Genomic DNA, 17900 nt, shown 5'->3' on the forward strand with positions numbered 1-17900 from the left:
CTCTGACCTGATGGCTTCCAATGCAACCTTTGCTTTAAAATTCCCTGGATATTGCTTTCTCATTCTGTCTCCTTTATAATGGAGTCAATATCACAGAAAAAGTAGCTTAACCATCAGTTCAAATTTCGGGGTCCATTATACCTGAAAAGATAAAACGGTTTATCCTATACAAACGCCGCATTTTTTGCAGGAATTCATAGGACAGGGTGCAGATGTTTGGAAAAGTAAAGCTTTCTGATATTCTTTTTCAAGATATGATTTATTAATACCATGGTCAATGAAATCCCAGGGAAGTAATTCATCAAATGATTTTTTTCTGTAAACATAAAAATCGGTATTTATTGTTGAAGACTTAAGTGTTTTTAGCCAGTTGCCGCTGTTTGATTCAACCAACGACAAAAATCCGGCCATCTTTCGGTCACCCCTTGATATCAGCGCCTGTAAATAACTTTTTTTGGGTGATGCAAAATCTATTCTTACGTTTGCTTCTTTCTTTAAACCGTTTTTTATATGCAAAATCTTTTTTTTAAGAGAAGCAATGTCATCCATGCCTGCCCACTGAAAAGGTGTGAAAGGTTTTGGAATAAACGGATTAATACTAATAGTAATGTGACCGATACGTTGTTTCTTTCTGCTTGAATCAAGAAACCGCTTCTTTATCTTCTTACAAAGAATTACTATCTCTTCAACATCCTCCATTGTTTCTGTGGGAAGCCCGATCATGAAATAAAGCTTAATATTCGGAATTCCTGCATCCACAATTATTTCTGTAGCGGACAGAATCTGATCTTCAGTTATGCCTTTGTTTATCACATTACGGATACGCTGTGAGCCGCCGTCCGGAGCAATTGTTGCTGTTTTGATCCCACTCTTTTTAAGCGCTGCTGCAAGCTCACCGGTTAGAGCATCAGCCCTGAGAGAACTAAAGGAAATTTGAGCGCCCTTTATTTGAGCCATGCTGCAAAGAGCGATAATTTCGGGCAAATCGGAAATTGCAGCTCCTATGAATCCTATCCTGTCTGCTATCGCCACCCCTTTATCCAGGGTTTTTTCAAGTGAAGATAAAGTTCTGAATCTGGGGGGTCTGTATACAAAACCTGCGCTGCAAAATCTGCAGCCATGGGGGCATCCCCTTGAGACCTCAATAAGAAAAGAACGGTCAAAAGTAGTGTTTTGAGATACGATCTTGCTGCATGTTGATACTGATGAAATATCTTTCAGATATACGTATTTGATTTTTTCAGGGACATCGGCTATCGGATAAAAAGAACGGAGTGTACCGTCTTTATTATAAGATGTTTCATAGAATGCCGGAACGTAGACTCCAGATACTTGTTTTACTATTTCTAATAAATTATCTTTTTTTTCGGCACCGGATTTATAATGATCCAGGAAGTTGGGAAGTACTGCTTCAGCTTCGCCTATAACAAAACAATCTATAAATTCAAAAACAGGCTCAGGATTGATAAAACAGGCAACTCCCCCGGCTATAACAAGAGGGTAGGGGGTTCCTCTTTCACTAGCACTGACAGGGAGTCCTGCTTTTTTTAGAATTGAAATAATATTACCAAAATCACTTTCAAAGGATACTGAAAATGCGATTATATCAAAATCAAGAAGGCTCCTTGATGATTCTATTGACAGTATCCGGCTTATTATATCATCGGGAAGAAAAGCCCTTTCGCATAAAATATTATCAAACCCGTTTAAAATGTCATATACCGTCTGGAAACCGAGATTTGACATTCCTACTTTATAAGTATTGGGATATACCAGTGCTATCCTTATATGGTCATTCCACTGCTTCCGGACAGCTCCTGTCTCGGTATCCGGTAATTTATTTCTTTTTTGTTTTCCGCTCATGGAATTGGCCGGCAGCCGCACTAAACATGCATAAACATTATTGAGCTTTTTTTCTTAAAAATGTCGGTATATCAAGGTCATTGTTGTCTATAATAAGCCCTTTATACCCTCTGTATGTGGCACCTCCTGATTCTCCTGCAGCTTCCTGCTGTCGTATAAAAGTTGGCACATCATAATTCGCAGCGGCCTTTATGTCTTCAACAGTAAGACTTCTTACCTTGCCTTTTACAGTTGATATTTCTTCTTTTTGGACCAACAACTCTTCTTCAGCTGCACTGCCTATTCCGGTTGCTATAACCGTTACCCGCATTTCATCTCCGATTGTATCATCAACAGCCGTGCCCCATATTATATCGGCATCATCTCCTACTTCTCTGTAAATGCGGTCTGATGCTTCAGTCATTTCTTCCATGGTAATATCGCTGCTGCATGTGATATTCATTAAAACGCCTTTTGCACCTTTTATCGAAATGTCTTCCAGCAACGGATGAGATATTGCCTGTTCAGCAGCTTCAATAGCCCTGTTTTCTCCTCTTCCCACTCCTATGCCCATAATAGCAAGACCTGCTTTGGACATTGTGGTTTTTACATCAGCGAAATCAAGATTAACAAGACCAGGCATTACTATAAGGTCTGTAATTCCTTTTACCGAATGGAGAAGTACTTCATCTGCCTTTCTGAACATCTCTATCATTTTGGCATTCTTTGTAGCCAGGCCTCTTAGCCTGTCATTTGGAATGGTAATAACCGTATCGGCAAATTTCTTAAGTTCATTTATCCCTTCTTCAGCCTGTTTCATACGTTTCTTACCTTCAAAGGAAAATGGTTTTGTAACAACCGCCACGGTAAGCGCTCCAAGATCCTTGGATATTTTCGCTATAACAGGAGCAGCGCCTGTTCCGGTTCCACCGCCGAAACCTGCTGTAATAAATACCATATGGCTGTCTTCAAGAGCTGCTTTAATATCTTCTTCCGTTTCGAATGCAGCATCCCGGCCGATTTGAGGAACAGCACCTGCCCCAAGCCCCTGAGTCAGATTCTCGCCTATCTGTATCTTAACCGAGGCCAGGGATTTTTCAAGAGCCTGAGCATCCGTATTTGCTACGATAAATTTTACGCCCATTAGATTTGAGGAAACCATATTGTTAATAGCATTTCCTCCTGCACCTCCGACACCGATTACCTTAATTTTCGTTAAACCATCATTGTCTACGATACTGAACATTTTTCACCCCCTACATGAATAATTTATAAAAACTATCCGCCTAGATATATCTGACATTTAAAAAAATGCACCATGCCTTAAACCACAGTTTTACTGCAAAACTTCAATATCTGCTTTTTTAAATAACATCATTAAACCATTTCTTCATTCTGTTCATAACCCTGTTGAATATATTCCCGTCGCGGATTCTGAACTTTTTCTTGGTTTGATTTTTTGCTCCGTATACTACAAGGCCAACTCCTGTGGCATACATTGGATTATTAACCACATCAACAAGCCCGGTTATTCTTATAGGCTTTCCAAGGCGGGTCGGAAGATTAAATACGGATTCCGCTATTTCAGTTACGTCGCTTAAAAGAGCTGAACCGCCTGTCAGAACAACACCGGAGTGGAGCAAATTTTCCATTTCGGCTCTGTATATTTCTCTTTTAATCAGTGTAAAAATTTCCTCCATGCGAGGCTCTAATATTTCACCTAAAATCTGCCGCGAAAGCTTCCTGGGTGTACGTCCACCCATACTTGGCACTTCAATTGTATCATTACTGTTTATATTCTTACCCACACAACTTCCATATTTTATCTTGATCTTTTCGGCATCGGGAATAGAAGCTCTCAACCCCACAGCTATATCATTTGTGAGGTTATTGCCGCCCAGAGAAAGAACGAAAGTATGTTTAATATTTTTCCCCGAAAAAACAGCAAGATCTGTCGTGCCGCCACCCAAATCCAGAAGCATTGTACCTAGCTCCTTTTCTTCATCGGTCAGAACAGCCTCACCGGAAGCAAGCGATTCCAATACAATATCACAAACATCCAGCCCTGAAAGGTTGGCGCATTTGATAATGTTGTGAGCTGATGTAACAGCACCAGTTACAATATGGATTTTTGCCTCAAGCCTGACACCTGACATTCCAATGGGATTTTGTATTCCGGTTTGCTCGTCAACTATATATTCCTGAGGAAGTACATGTATTACTTCTCTGTCCATGGGTATTACTACAGCTCTTGCTGCATCAATAACACGATCAACATCCTGCTGGCTTATCTCGGATTCCTTAATAGGTACAATGCCCCGGCTGTTAAAACCTGTGATATGGCCTCCTGCGATTCCGGCATATACGGAAGATATTTCACATCCGGCCATAAGTTCGGCTTCTTCAACCGCTTTTTTAATTGAATCCACAGTGGATTCAATATTTACTACAACTCCTTTCCTGAGGCCTATGGAAGGATGAGTGCCGATTCCAATTATGTTTACTTCTTTATCTGTCAGCTCTCCGACAACCGCACAGATTTTGGTTGTCCCGATATCAAGGCCGACAACAATATTATCCTTTACCGGCATTTTAATCCTCCTTGTTAAATAACTAAACGCTATAGTTTAAGTGTAAATATATTCATCACGCAATAAGCGGGGATTTAAAGACAAACTTTGCTTGTTTTTCCCGGCTTTTGGTTTTTGGTTCAACACTGTTGTCAATTTCATCTGACGGCAACTCAATTGCCGGACATATAACAATACGATAAAGCCCGTTATCTAAATATATAGTTTCAAAATTCTGAAAATTCATTTCATTATTAACCTGATTGCACACATTTTTCAGTCTTTCATACTTGCCCTGATAGTTGCCATATCCGAGTTTAATGATCCTGTTTTCATCAAAAGCAATAAGTGTTAAGCCGATTTCCCTGTCGACCTGTATCAACTTTATCTTTGAGTTCGGCAAAATGCATTCCGGTTCCAGGCCAAGTGTTAATACAGTTTTCACTGCATCAAATGCTGTGGTTCTTCTTCCGTTTAAATCAAAATCGGAATAAGAAAGCCCCTGTATTAAGGGAAGGCCTTCAGCCTCTGAATTCTCTTTATATTTAAATATATTTCCCTGATCATTCAGTAAATATTTTTTACCAAGATCAACAACTGCCAAACAATTATGTTCTTTCACCGTTATTGTTATTGACGATGGTATTTTCCTGGTGACTTCGACTTCTGCCATCCATGGGTTTGCTAAGATATTTCTTCTGACCTTAGAGATATTTATAGCAAATATACTATCTCCTGGATTTATTCCGGATTTTTTTAATATTTCTTCCTTCGACAAAACCAGGTTACCTTTGATTTCAATTGTTTTTGCAGTAAAATATTCAGATTGCGTTATACAGTCGTGTATGAATATAAAAACAATACTTAAAGCCGGAACAAGCGTAAGGATAAAAATAATCTTAAGGTTAAAGACAATGCGCTCCTTTACAGAAGCAATGCGCCTTTTTCTGTTAAATCTGTTTTTATGGGTTTTATTTCTCGAACGTTTAAATTCCAACTATTTTAACCTCGGGTTGAAGGTTAATATTAAATTTTTCAAATACAGTATTTTGCACTAATTGCATAAGAGCAAGTATGTCAGAAGCAGACGCATTGCCGGTATTAACTATAAAATTTGCATGTCTTTCAGAGATATTTGAACCGCCTATGCGTGTTCCTTTAAGACCGGCCATGTCTATAAGCTGCCCTGCAGTTTTACCTGATGTAGGATTTTTAAAAAAGCATCCTGCACAGGGCAATCCGGTCGGCTGGCTCTCATTTCTCTTTTTCAAAATAACCTGGGCCTCTTTTTTCAGCTCAAGTGTATCGGATTTACCCAGCCTGAAAGTACCTTCCAGTATTACAGGATCTTCGTTACCGGAAATATTTATTTTTCTTTTCCAAATAAGGCTTCTGTATGAAAAGTCGATATCAGCCTTTTCTATTTTTAATATATCACCCGAAGCCGCCATAACATTAACCGATTCAAGAATATCCGATATTGTACCCGTTGAGGTTCCGGCATTCATCATAATCGCTCCGCCAACGGTTCCCGGAATTCCCAAAGCAAAATTTAGTCCCGACAATCCTTCATCTATAGCAAAACGGCAAAGCTCCTGAGTTCTGGTTCCGGCCATAGCCTTGATAATGACCGATTCTTTTTCTTCCTTTACCCTAAATATCCTGTTTAAACATTTTGTAAGAACAATTACTATTCCCTTTATTCCTTTATCGCTTACAAGAAGGTTAGATCCGTCTCCTGCCACAATATAGGGAACATTTTTTTCTACAGACCATAATATAAGTTCTGCAAGTTGTTCGATGCTTTCAGGTGCTACAAATACTTCCGCCGGGCCTCCTACTTTAAAATAAGTATGCTTTGACATTGGTTCATCAAATCTTACTTTGCTGCCAAAATAATTTGCGAACCATTTTCTCATATCCTGGTCAAGCATCATTTATTGTTCTTCCTCTAAAGAATCAATAACCGCCATACCCACTTTCCATACATCTCCTGCCCCAAGAGTGAGCAGTATATCGTTTTTATTTAATTTATCTTTAAGATATTCAACGGCACTTTCCATATCATTCATGTAAACAGCTTCTTTGTGCCCGTGTGCAGCAATTTCTTCACATAAAAATTTGGAATCAATACCTTCGATTTCTTTTTCTCCTGCAGGATAAATCGGAAGAATTATCAGATGATCGGACTGATAAAATGCTCTGGTAAAATCATCAAATAACGCTTTTGTTCTGGAATACCGATGAGGCTGAAAAACAACAATAACACGCCTATCCGGCCAGCAATCCTTTGCAGCCTGTAATGTAGTCCGGATTTCCGTGGGATGGTGTCCGTAGTCATCAACAACGGTTATTCCCCGGACCTCCCCTTTTATCTCAAGTCTGCGCTGAACTCCCTGCATATTTTCCAAAGCTTCTTTTATTATGTCAAAGGGTATGTCCAGCTCCATACCGACTGCGATACTGGCAAGAGAATTATATACATTATGAATTCCGGGAAGATTAAGAGATATTTCACCCAGGGTATTTCCGTTGTAGCATACTTTGAATTTGGATATTAATCCTTCAATTGAAACATTTTTAGCCTGAAAAACCGCTTGAGAACTCATTCCATAAGTAGTAAAGCGTTTTTTGATTTTCGGGATAATATCCTGAACATATTCATTGTCCAAGCAAAGTACTGCCAGACCGTAAAACGGTATTCTGTCGATAAAATTTAAAAACACATCTTTTATTGCATCAATATTACTATAAAAATCAAGATGTTCTTTATCAATATTGGTCACTACGGCTATGGCAGGGGAATACTTCAGAAAAGATCCGTCACTTTCATCGGCTTCGGCTACAATGTAATTCCCCTGTCCGAGAAGGGCGTTTGAATCTATACTTTTAAGCTTTCCTCCTATTACTACTGTAGGATCAAGCCCTCCTTTGGCAAGAACGGATGCTACTATAGATGTAGTTGTGGTTTTACCATGTGCACCTGCAACAGCGATACTGTATTTCAAACGCATAAGCTCCGCCAGCATTTCAGCTCTTGGTATCACAGGAACGGATACTTGCGCCGCAGCAACAACTTCCGGATTTTCGGGACTTACTGCCGAAGAAACCACTACAACGTCAGCGCCATCGATATTACTCTCGTGGTGCCCTTTATACAGAAGGCCGCCAAGTCTTTTTAAACGGTCGGTAATATCTGTTGAAGCCATATCCGAGCCTGAAACTTTATAACCCAGATTTAAAAGCAGCTCAGCGATACCGCTCATTCCTATTCCGCCTATTCCTACAAAATGTATGTGGTATTTTTTTCTGTACATGATTTATTGCCGCCTTAAATATCAAACATTTTATAACAGTCACTTACGATAACTGCAGCTGCATCGGGTTTTCCGAGTGTTCTTGCCGAATTTGCCATTTTTTTGAGTTCTTGTGGATTGTTTGAGTAATACTCAATATTTTCGGCAAGCAAACTTCCTGTTAAATCCTTTTCCGTAATCATCTTAGCCGCACCCGCATCACAAAGCGCCTGTGCGTTTTGAGTCTGGTGGTCATTAGCTGCAAAAGGATAAGGAATATAAATTGCTCCGCGCCCTATAACTGTAATTTCCGCCACAGTTGTTGCGCCGGCCCTGCATATTATTAAATCAGCCTGACTGTATTTTATTGCCATATCATCAAAAAATGGTTTTACTTCATAACATATTTTGTTTTGGGCATAGGCTTTTACAACAATTTCCGTGTCCGATGAACCTGTCTGGTGCATGAAAAAATATTTATCTTTATTTTTTATTTGCGATAAAGCGTCAATAATCGCCATATTTATGCTGTGAGCGCCCTGGCTTCCTCCAAGGATCAATACAGTAAATTGATTTTCGCCTGCTTCGCAATCCGTAATGTTTTTTTTTGCAGTATCAGTTATTTCTTTTCTCAATGGATTTCCTGAAACAATTATTTTTTCAGGACGTGCAAGTTTTTTTGTTTTTTCAAATGAGACATATATTCTATCAGCAAAATATGAAAGCATACGGTTTGTAATACCGGGCAAAATATTTTGCTCATGCAGTGCTATTTTGATTCCAAGCAGCCATGCCGCCAGAATGACAGGACCCGAAGAATAACTACCCACACCAAAAACAATATCCGGTTTAAAGCTCTTTAGTATCTTGAATGAATCAAGCATTGCCATTGGTATTTTAAAAGCCGATATGAGCTGCTTTTTAATGCCCCTTCCTTTTATACCTTCAACTGTAATACTTTTATGATTAAAACCTGCTTTGGCTAAGTTTGTCTTTTCAAATGAGTTGCCTCTTCCGATAAAAAGGATGCTTGTTTCAGGCTCCTTTGAAATAAATTCCTGAGCTATAGCAATTCCTGGAAACAAATGGCCTCCGGTACCTCCTCCTGCGATGATGATGCGCATGGCCATTAATTCCTTTTATATGACTTTTTAGTTATCGGATTTCCGATATTCATAAGTATCCCAATTGCTGCCATATTAATAAGAAGTGACGTCCCGCCGTAACTTAAAAACGGCAGAGTAAGTCCTTTTGTCGGCAAAAGGCCAAGTGTAACACCCATGTTTATGCAAACCTGCATACCTATTGCGATAGTAATTCCTGTTGCCAGCAATGCGCCAAAAGAGTCTTCGGTTTTTCTGGCGATATTTATTCCTCTAAACAATATAACTGCATATAATATGATGATAACCACAACGCCGATAAGTCCCAGCTCTTCTCCGATAACAGAAAGAATAAAATCGGTATGAGGTTCGGGCAGATAATGTAGTTTCTGATAACCGTTTCCTATTCCTGTGCCCCATATTCCACCTGTACCGAATGCCATCAGGGAGTGAACTATCTGGTACCCCTCATCAGCAGAATATTGCCAGGGATTCCGGAAACTCATAAGACGCCGGACTCTGTAGCTGGCACTTACCATAAAAAAGTATGCAACCGGCAGAAGCATAAGTACTGCTGAAGCAAGATATCTTATTCTTGCACCTCCCACAAAAAGCATTATCCATGCGAGAGCACAGAGTATAACAACAGAGCCAAAATCGGGCTGAAGCAATATAAGTGCTGTAAATATTGCAAGGACAATTACATGCGGCAATAAACCAACGTAGAAGTCTTTTATATTTTCTCTTTTTTTATCTATAGAATACGCAAGATATATAATCATCGAAAGGCGGGCAAATTCGGAAGGTTGAATTGTAAGGCCCCCGATACGTATCCATCTTGCAGAACCTCCTGCTGAGAATCCTATGCCTGGTATGTGTATTGCAATGAGTAAAATAATCGAAAATATAAGAAGCGGGTAGGCTAATACCCTATAATACCTGTAATTAAGATGCCTGCAAGTTACCAGTGCTATAACTCCTGCTATCGCAAACATAGCCTGTTTTTTTAAAAAGTAGTAATCCGTTCCGAATTTTTTCAAAGCAAGAACAGAACTTGCACTGTAAACCATGATTATCCCGGCTATAACCAGCATGAACACAGGTAACAGGAGTTTTATATCGTAATACCCAGGTGTTGCCTCAGCTACTGATAAAATTTCTTTATTTCGTTTAATCATTTGTTGACCATAAAAATTCGTAATTGATTCTTATAAATAAACAAAATTCCAATAACCGTAAAATCCAATAAAACAATAATGATTACAAATATAACGACTTAACAGCATTCCTGAAGGTCTCTCCCCTGTGGGCATAACTTGTAAACATATCAAAGCTCGAACATGCCGGAGATAAAAGTACAACTTCATCAGTTTCTGCAAATTTGCTTGCCGTAACAACTGCGTTTTCGAGAGAGTCCGACAGAGTTGTTTCAACAATGCCTCCAAGTGAAGATTTTATCTCCTCTTTAGATTCGCCTATAAGAATTAATCTTTTAACATGCTTTTTCGCGGCATCCGCCAATAAAGCAAAATTACTTCCTTTATTACGGCCTCCCATTATCAGAATAACCGGCTTGTTGAATACCTCCAGCGCTTTTATAACCGAATCAACGGTAGTAGCCTTGGAATCGTTATAATATTCAACTCCGTTTATTGTTGCAACATGCTCAATCCTGTGCGGAAGACTTTTAAACTTTTCCAGGGCGGATTTTATTCCTGCAATATTTCCACCGGCAGCAAGAGTTGCAAGAGTTGCCGCAGCAACATTTTCCATATTATGTTTTCCTAAAAGATGTATTCCTGAAAAAGGCAATGAGAATTCTTTTTCAAAAGTTTTATCCGGATTTGTTGCATCAGAATTTATTGCAGCAATATTATTAATATTAAAAACTATCCGGTCATCTGCTATTTTTGCGAATTCATTATAATCATTTAAAGTATTATGATTGAAAAAGGGCAGTATTCTGCACTTAATATCTTTTGCCATTAAAGAAATATGTTTATCGGAAGCATTGAATACCGCATAATCGCCGTCTTTCTGATTAATAAATATTCTCATTTTTGACTTTGCATATGCGTTAAAATCAGGATAGCGATCAAGATGGTCTTCAGTAATATTAAGCAAAACACTTACTTTGGGACTGAAATATTCAATTGTATCAAGCTGAAAGCTGCTTATTTCTGCTACAACGATATCAGCTTTATTTCCTGAGTCGACATAATCTATAAGAGGATTTCCAATATTTCCACCTACAAATACTTTCAGGCCTGACTCTTCGAGCATTTTGCCTGTAAGTATTGTTGTAGTAGTTTTACCGTTTGTTCCCGTTATCGCAACTATCGGTTCTTTGATAAATCTTGATGCAAGTTCTATTTCTCCTATAATGCTTGCACCATTTTTTGCAGCGTTTACAACAGGTTCAATTGTATGCGGTACGCCAGGGCTTAAAACAATTATTTCCGAATCTCTAAAAGAAGAAGAATCATGATAACCCAGTTCAACAGCAATACCAATCTTTTGGAGTTTGCCTGCCGCATCAAAAAGTTTTTTGTCTTTTGAAGAATCGGTCACGATAACATTAGCGCCCCGTTTTTTTAAAAAGGTGGCTGATGATACCCCGCTTTTGCCGAGCCCTACTACAATTATTTTCTTTCCTGATAATTCCATTCCGCTTGTTTCCACTTATGTCTATCTTTTCTAACCGCTATAACGGTTATTGCGCAATACCCGATTCCTGACTCCTCCTACCACTGAACCCTGTTTATTTTATCTTAATTTCAGAGTGCTTAAAGAAATAAGAAGAAGAGCGATTGCAATAATCCAGAACCTTATTATTACTTTCGGCTCAGGCCATCCCTTCAATTCAAAATGATGATGGAGAGGCGCCATTCTGAACATCCTTTTGCCTTTTGTAAGCTTGAAAAAGCCAACCTGAAAAATTACGGATAATGCCTCGATAACAAATAATCCGCCCACTATTACAAGCAAAATCTCCTGTTTTGTAATTAAAGCAACTGTTCCTATAATGCCGCCTAAAGAAAGAGAACCGACATCCCCCATAAAAATTTCTGCCGGATATGCGTTGAACCAGAGAAAACCAAGACCGGCTCCGATAAGACTTCCGCAGAATATAGCTACCTCACCGCTTCCGGCCACATAGGGTATTTGAAGGTATTCGGCAATTTTTATGTTTCCTGCAACATAAGCAAAAATCATATAAGCTACTGCCACAATAATAGTAGATCCTATCGCAAGACCGTCTAACCCATCAGTTAGATTTACTGCATTTGAAGTTCCAACAATAACAAAGGAAGCAAAGAAAATATAAAAGAAGCCAAGGTCAGGCGAAAAGTTCTTTAAAAAAGGAAAGATGAGAGTGCTCGAAAAATCAGGGCAGATATATATAAGAGTACTAACAATCAACGCCAGTAGCGATTGAAGGATAAATTTATTTCGTGGACTTAAGCCCATGTTCTGTTTTTTTACCTGCTTCAGATAATCATCCGCAAATCCTATCAAGGCATATCCAATTGTCACAAGAAGAAGTATCCAGACATAGTAATTTGAAAGGTTACTCCACATAAGTGTGGTAACAGTGAGCGAAAAAACAATCAATGTTCCGCCCATAGTCGGCGTACCGGTTTTTTTCTGATGCCCTTTCGGCCCTTCTTCCCGGATGTGCTGGCCTATTTGCAGTTGCGCCAGTTTGCGGATTACCCATGGCCCAAGCAGAAAGCAAATTAAGAATGCAGTTAAAACCGCATATGTTGTTCTGAATGTAATGTATCTGAATACATTAAATACAGAATATGTTGAATGCAAAGGATAAAGTAAATGATAAAGCATGCTTTTGTCTTTTTACAGTTTTAATTAATTTTTATATAGTTTTGCAGGCATCAAAATACACTTGAACATAAAAGCCATATAAGCAGTTATAAATTTACTTTTCCGATGTTGTTTGTATATGACTCTTTGTTTTCAGCTTTCTTTAGCCCTGCTGACCTTCCAGTCCATTCTTTTAATTTTACAACTATTTTTTCCATTCCCATAGCCCTGGAACCCTTGATAAGTATCCAGTCTTCAGGCCTAAGCCATTCTGTCATATCACTTAAGATGTCTTCCTGTGATCCTGTAAAAACAGAAGAAATATCCATACCACCGATAATTGCACCGGCAGCAATATCTGAGGAAAATTGTCCTGTGGCATAAAGCCTTTCAATTCCGCATTCAGCACAAAGTTCACCTATTTTTTTATGCAGAGTTTCAGAGTAAATCCCAAGCTCCAGCATATCTCCTGCAACAAGCGCCCCTCTGTTTTTACCTTTTAATCCGGCAAGCGATTTTATAGCAGCTTCCATGGAATCCGGATTTGCGTTGTAGGAATCATCAATAATGGTAACTCCGTTTTGCAGCGTAGTAATATTCATCCTGCCTTTTACAGGAGCAAAATTTTCCAGACCGGATTTTATTTCCTGTGCGCTTAAATTAAGAAGATACCCTACAGAAGCCGCTGCAAGAGCATTCGATACCATAAATCGCCCGGGCGCATTGAGTTCAACCCTTATACTATCATCAGGAAGTTTGAGAACAAAGGATGTCAGGTTTTTATTTACCTCAACTGAAGAGGCTTTTATCAAGGCATTTTCCGAAAGCCCGAAGTAAATTACATTTCTGGTTGTTTTGCGGGCAAGGCACATAACTCTTTCATCGTCAGCATTAAGAATTGCGGTTCCATCAGGTTTAATTCCATCAAGAAGTTCTCCTTTCGCATTCATAACACCTTCGATTGTCTTCAATCCTTCAAGATGTCCTCTTCCGATATTGGTTATTATGCCTATGTCCGGTTTGCATATTTCAGCTAGCCTTGCTATTTCACCGGGATGATTCATCCCCAGTTCAAGAACCGCCCATTTTTGAGATGAACATAATTTGAGAAGGGTTAAAGGAAGACCAATCTCGTTATTCAGGTTACCGGTAGTTGAAAGAGTATCAAACTTACGGGAGACTATTGCGTTTGCCATTTCTTTTGTAGATGTCTTGCCATTTGAACCGGTAATCGCAACTACCGAAACATCCGCTCTTGTCCTGTTGTAAGCGGCAAGATCACCAAGCGCTTTAGTAGTATTATCGACTTCAATGCAAAAAACATCCTGATTTTTCAATTTGTCACACAGAAGCTCTCCGGCTTTTTGCTTGTTTATGACAATTCCTTTTATGCCTTGTTCAACAACTGCTTCGGCAAAAGCGTGTCCGTCGTGGTTGTTGCCTTTTATTGCAACAAAAAGTTCACCTAAAGCTATTGTCCGTGAATCAATGGAAACACCTGTAAATGTATGCTTGTCTTTCCCTGAAACTGCAGCGCCTCCCGTTGCTTTTATTATTTCCTCCGAAGTCCATGGTATTAATTGTTTCATATTGTTAACTCGCTGCCTTTATCTGCGAAAGCGCAAAGCCCGCTTCAAGCCTGTCATCAAACGGAAAAGAATCCTTTCCTATAAGCTGATAGGTTTCATGACCTTTTCCTGCTATCAGAACAACATCACCGGCTTTAGCGATATTTATTCCAAGATGTATGGCTTTTTTCCGGTCAGGTTCCACAACATAACCCTTTTTATCTGAAAAAAGTGAAGGTGCTGTTGGTTCATATCTATCTATTTTATTTCGTTTTATCCCGGTTATTATCTGATTTATAATTTCTGTTGGATCTTCCGTCCTTGGGTTGTCTGATGTAATAACTGCAAAATCGGAAAGATCCCCGGCCAGTTCACCCATAAGGGGCCGCTTTGTTTTGTCTCTGTCTCCTCCGCATCCGAAAACACATATCAATCTTCCTTTGACAATCGGTCTTAAAGATAGAAGCACATTTTTTAAGGCATCAGGTGTGTGAGCATAATCTACATAGACCGAAATGCCTGCTTCATTATTTATTTTCTCCAAACGTCCAGGGATTACAGAAAGTGACTTAATCCCTTTTTTTATTATTTCAGAAGAAATCCCAAGCCCCGAAGCAACACCTGCAGCGCTCATGATATTTTCAATATTGTGTTTTCCCACAAGCTCAGACTCAATTGAAAAAGTGCTTTCAGGGGTTGAAATCAAAGCTTTTATCCCCAATGTATCTATCCTGGAATTGCTTGCATATATGTCACATTCGGAATCGGAACCTGTTTTTATACACTTTGTTGAAAGAATACCGGAAAGTGCTTTTCCCCTTTCATCGTCACAGTTTATCACAGTAAAAGCTTTTTCTTTTTTTGGCCCTGCAGCAAGCGATTCTGTAAACAGTTTTTTCTTAACTGCCCAATAGCTTTCCATATTTTTATGATAGTCGAGATGGTCTTGTGTTAGATTCGTAAATACAGCGGAATCAAAAAAACAGCCTTCAATCCTGAAAAGATCTATAGCATGAGAGGACACTTCCATAACTACATGGGTTACGCCGTCAATCACCATTTCAGAAAGAATTTTTTGAAGATCAAGCGACTCAGGTGTTGTTACAGGGCTTGGAAAAGTTTTCCCTGAATAACGGCAATTAATCGTTCCTATAACACCTGTTTTAAAACCGGCTGTTTGAAGAATGCTTTCTATGAGATAGGCGGTTGTGGTTTTGCCGTTTGTTCCTGTAATACCGATAATCACTAATTTTTCGGAAGGGTTCCCATAAAATTCTGCTGCAATCCGCCCAAGAGCCTTTCTCGTATTTTCAACCTCAATTATTATAGAATCCTTAACAGTCTTTTTTTGAACCACTATTGCAAATGCACCTTTTTCAATTGCCATATCGACAAAATCATGGCCGTCAGCTCTGTGACCCGGAACAGCAACGAATATGCCGGACGGTTTTACATCCTGGGATTTGTAATGCACCGAGGCTATATCAGGGTCCAAATAAAATTCAGTATATTCGCTGTTACCATAAAAGATACCGGAGTTTTTATTTTCTTCCGGTATTGATTTTATAGTGTCAGATTGTTTCAGCATGTCAGGAAAACTCACCGATTTTATTTGTTGGCAATTACCGTCTGTAGCCATGGCTTTAACAAGAGATGATAGTTTCAACTAAGCACCCTGCTTTCCCGCGATACTGTAATCCTGTCGGGTTCTTTGATATTTGGTGGCACATTGAGATAAGTCAGGGTTTCCTGGGCTATCTTCTTGAAAGCCGGAGCAGCTACAATCCCTCCGTAGTGACTTTTAGTGGGTTCATCTATAATAACCAGAATGGCAATCTCCGGATTTTCAACAGGTGTAAACCCGATAAAAGATGATATGTATTTTCCTCTTGCGTATCTTCCGGTTTTATCAACTTTCTGAGCGGTTCCGGTTTTACCGCATACTGTGTAGCCATCAAGTATGGCATTAAAACCGGTTCCTTCTTTGGTTGTTACGGATGTTAATATCTTTTTAATTGTATCAGCTGTTTTGGGAGAAACTGCCTGACGAACTGGTGTAGGCCCAAAGCTTTTGATTGTCTGGCCTTTTTGATCCAAAATAGTCTGAACAAGAAACGGTTTCATTAAAAGGCCGTTGTTTGCTATAGCTGAAGTCGCTGAAATAAGCTGCAGCGGGGAAGCGGAAATTCCCTGTCCGAAAGATATGGTTCCGACATCAATATTGCGCCAATTTTTATATGAAGCAAGAAAGCCTGATGTTTCACCTGGACAATTAATTCCGGTTTTTTCTCCAAATCCAAAATTTTTAAGGGTTTTGTATAAAGCCTCCGGCCCTATTTTCTTTACAATTTTATATGCGCCTATATTGCTTGAAAACTTTACAATCTCTGTGAGTGTCAGCCAACCGTAAGGATGTGTGTCGTGTATAGTATGTTTCCCAACGGCATATTGCCCGTTTTCACAGAAAAAAACTGTGTCAGGTTTGCAATCGCCATGCTCTACTGCAGCAGAAGCCGTAAACATTTTCATTGTTGAACCCGGCTCAAACGGATCTGTTATGGCTCTGTTTCTCCAAAATTGTTTATCATATTGTTTATATGAATTTGGGTTTATCAAAGGGTAATGCGCCATAGCAAGAATAGCACCGGTCTTTGGAACCATTACCATTGCAATTCCGGACGTTGCGGAACTGTCAACTACTGCCTCCTGAAGGGCTTTTTCTGTTAAATATTGAACTGCCTGATCAATTGTCAGCACAAGATCGTTTCCATTGTTATTATCGCCGGAACTTTTTTCAGCATTGAAACCCTGCCCCAGAGCGTCTTTTAAAACAATGAAATTATCATCCGAGCCTTTAAGCTGGTTGTCGTAATAAAATTCCAGGCCTTCAAGGCCATTACCATCGACACCGGTAAAGCCCACAGTTTGAGCTGCAAGCGTTTTTTGCGGGTAAACCCTGCTGTGTTCAGATAAAAAACATATCCCTTCAATATCAAGGCTTTTAACAGCATAAACTTCTTTTGGTGTAGCTTTGCGCTTTATCCATACAAATGGTTTGCCGGAAGATAAAGTGCTTTTAATGATACTGGCACGCATATTAAGAGATTTAGCAAGCATGTTTGCTGCAAAATCTTTGTCCTCTATTTTGGAAGTGTAAGCTGCAATTGATGTTATATCTATTGATACGGCTATTTCACGTAAATTAACATCATAAATAGTTCCCCGCTTACCTGTTTCTTTAATAGGCCTTTCATACTGATGAGCCGCCTTTGTTGCAAGCCATACACTTTGATAAATTTGCAGATACCCTGCTTTTGCAATTATGGATATAAGGCAGGCTGCGAAAAAAAAACCTACAATAGTAATCCGAAGTTTCATATAATCTTTTTTAATATTTTTCATGGAATCGTAACCATTTGCTCAGGTGTTGGTATGATCAGGCCAAGATTCTTCGTTGCTATCTTGGATATCCTGCCAGGCGATTTAAGCCGTGCGATCTCAATCTTAAGATTATTTTGTAAAGTTAATAGTTTAAGGTTTTTATCCGATTCCTTTGATATTTCATACCCTGTTTTAACGCACTGGATTCTGGACCAGGTGTAAATAAAAAGTTCCGTTGACAACAAGACCAAAATAACTGACCAGATTCCGATAAGCTTAAGCCTTGTTTTTTTATCTTTAAGGTTTTTCTTCAAT

General features: G+C 39.2%; 14 protein-coding genes. All 14 read right to left on the reverse strand.

The window, feature by feature from the left end:
- Positions 1-159: 159 nt before the first annotated feature.
- The 14 genes from VXK47_RS15835 to VXK47_RS15900 all read right to left on the reverse strand — a co-directional run bounded on the left by VXK47_RS15835 (position 160) and on the right by VXK47_RS15900 (position 17899).
- Positions 160-1863 (reverse strand): TIGR03960 family B12-binding radical SAM protein, encoded by a 1704-nt coding sequence (locus VXK47_RS15835; RefSeq protein WP_435549756.1) that lies wholly within the window; start codon positions 1861-1863, stop codon positions 160-162.
- Positions 1864-1900: 37 nt separating this feature from the next.
- Entirely contained in the window at positions 1901-3088 is a 1188-nt protein-coding gene (gene ftsZ / locus VXK47_RS15840) for a cell division protein FtsZ (RefSeq protein WP_435549757.1), read from the reverse strand.
- Between the two features lie 118 nt (positions 3089-3206).
- A complete protein-coding gene (ftsA, locus tag VXK47_RS15845; protein ID WP_435549758.1) occupies positions 3207-4433 on the reverse strand; it encodes a cell division protein FtsA in 1227 nt (408 codons plus the stop codon).
- Between the two features lie 55 nt (positions 4434-4488).
- The gene (locus VXK47_RS15850; protein WP_435549759.1) at positions 4489-5409 is read right to left on the reverse strand and encodes a cell division protein FtsQ/DivIB; all 921 of its coding nucleotides are present in this window, start codon (positions 5407-5409) and stop codon (positions 4489-4491) included.
- Complete coding sequence (gene murB / locus VXK47_RS15855) at positions 5399-6349, reverse strand: UDP-N-acetylmuramate dehydrogenase (RefSeq protein ID WP_435549760.1); 951 nt, start codon at positions 6347-6349, stop codon at positions 5399-5401. Before murB ends, VXK47_RS15850 begins: the two co-directional genes overlap by 11 nt.
- Positions 6350-7729, reverse strand: coding sequence for a UDP-N-acetylmuramate--L-alanine ligase (murC, locus tag VXK47_RS15860; RefSeq protein WP_435549761.1), 1380 nt, complete (start codon positions 7727-7729; stop codon positions 6350-6352).
- A gap of 14 nt (positions 7730-7743) precedes the next feature.
- Complete coding sequence (murG, locus tag VXK47_RS15865) at positions 7744-8832, reverse strand: undecaprenyldiphospho-muramoylpentapeptide beta-N-acetylglucosaminyltransferase (RefSeq protein ID WP_435549762.1); 1089 nt, start codon at positions 8830-8832, stop codon at positions 7744-7746.
- Positions 8833-8837: 5 nt separating this feature from the next.
- Positions 8838-9989 (reverse strand): putative lipid II flippase FtsW, encoded by a 1152-nt coding sequence (gene ftsW, locus VXK47_RS15870; RefSeq protein ID WP_435549763.1) that lies wholly within the window; start codon positions 9987-9989, stop codon positions 8838-8840.
- Between the two features lie 82 nt (positions 9990-10071).
- Positions 10072-11478 (reverse strand): Mur ligase family protein, encoded by a 1407-nt coding sequence (gene murD, locus VXK47_RS15875; protein ID WP_435549764.1) that lies wholly within the window; start codon positions 11476-11478, stop codon positions 10072-10074.
- A gap of 99 nt (positions 11479-11577) precedes the next feature.
- Positions 11578-12657 (reverse strand): phospho-N-acetylmuramoyl-pentapeptide-transferase, encoded by a 1080-nt coding sequence (mraY, locus tag VXK47_RS15880; protein WP_435549765.1) that lies wholly within the window; start codon positions 12655-12657, stop codon positions 11578-11580.
- 86 nt (positions 12658-12743) lie between these two features.
- The gene (locus VXK47_RS15885) at positions 12744-14225 is read right to left on the reverse strand and encodes a UDP-N-acetylmuramoyl-tripeptide--D-alanyl-D-alanine ligase (RefSeq protein WP_435549766.1); all 1482 of its coding nucleotides are present in this window, start codon (positions 14223-14225) and stop codon (positions 12744-12746) included.
- Positions 14226-14229: 4 nt separating this feature from the next.
- Positions 14230-15870: a UDP-N-acetylmuramoyl-L-alanyl-D-glutamate--2,6-diaminopimelate ligase gene (locus VXK47_RS15890; RefSeq protein WP_435549767.1), complete on the reverse strand. Its 1641-nt coding sequence runs from the start codon at positions 15868-15870 to the stop codon at positions 14230-14232.
- Positions 15867-17606, reverse strand: a complete 1740-nt coding sequence (locus VXK47_RS15895) for a peptidoglycan D,D-transpeptidase FtsI family protein (RefSeq protein WP_435549768.1) — start codon at positions 17604-17606, stop codon at positions 15867-15869. Before VXK47_RS15895 ends, VXK47_RS15890 begins: the two co-directional genes overlap by 4 nt.
- Complete coding sequence (locus VXK47_RS15900; RefSeq protein WP_435549769.1) at positions 17603-17899, reverse strand: hypothetical protein; 297 nt, start codon at positions 17897-17899, stop codon at positions 17603-17605. The genes VXK47_RS15895 and VXK47_RS15900 overlap by 4 nt, the downstream gene beginning before the upstream one ends.
- Position 17900: the final 1 nt, after the last annotated feature.

The sequence above is a fragment of the Desulfobacterium sp. N47 genome (assembly GCF_051233685.1).
Classification (GTDB): domain Bacteria; phylum Desulfobacterota; class Desulfobacteria; order Desulfobacterales; family RPRI01; genus RPRI01.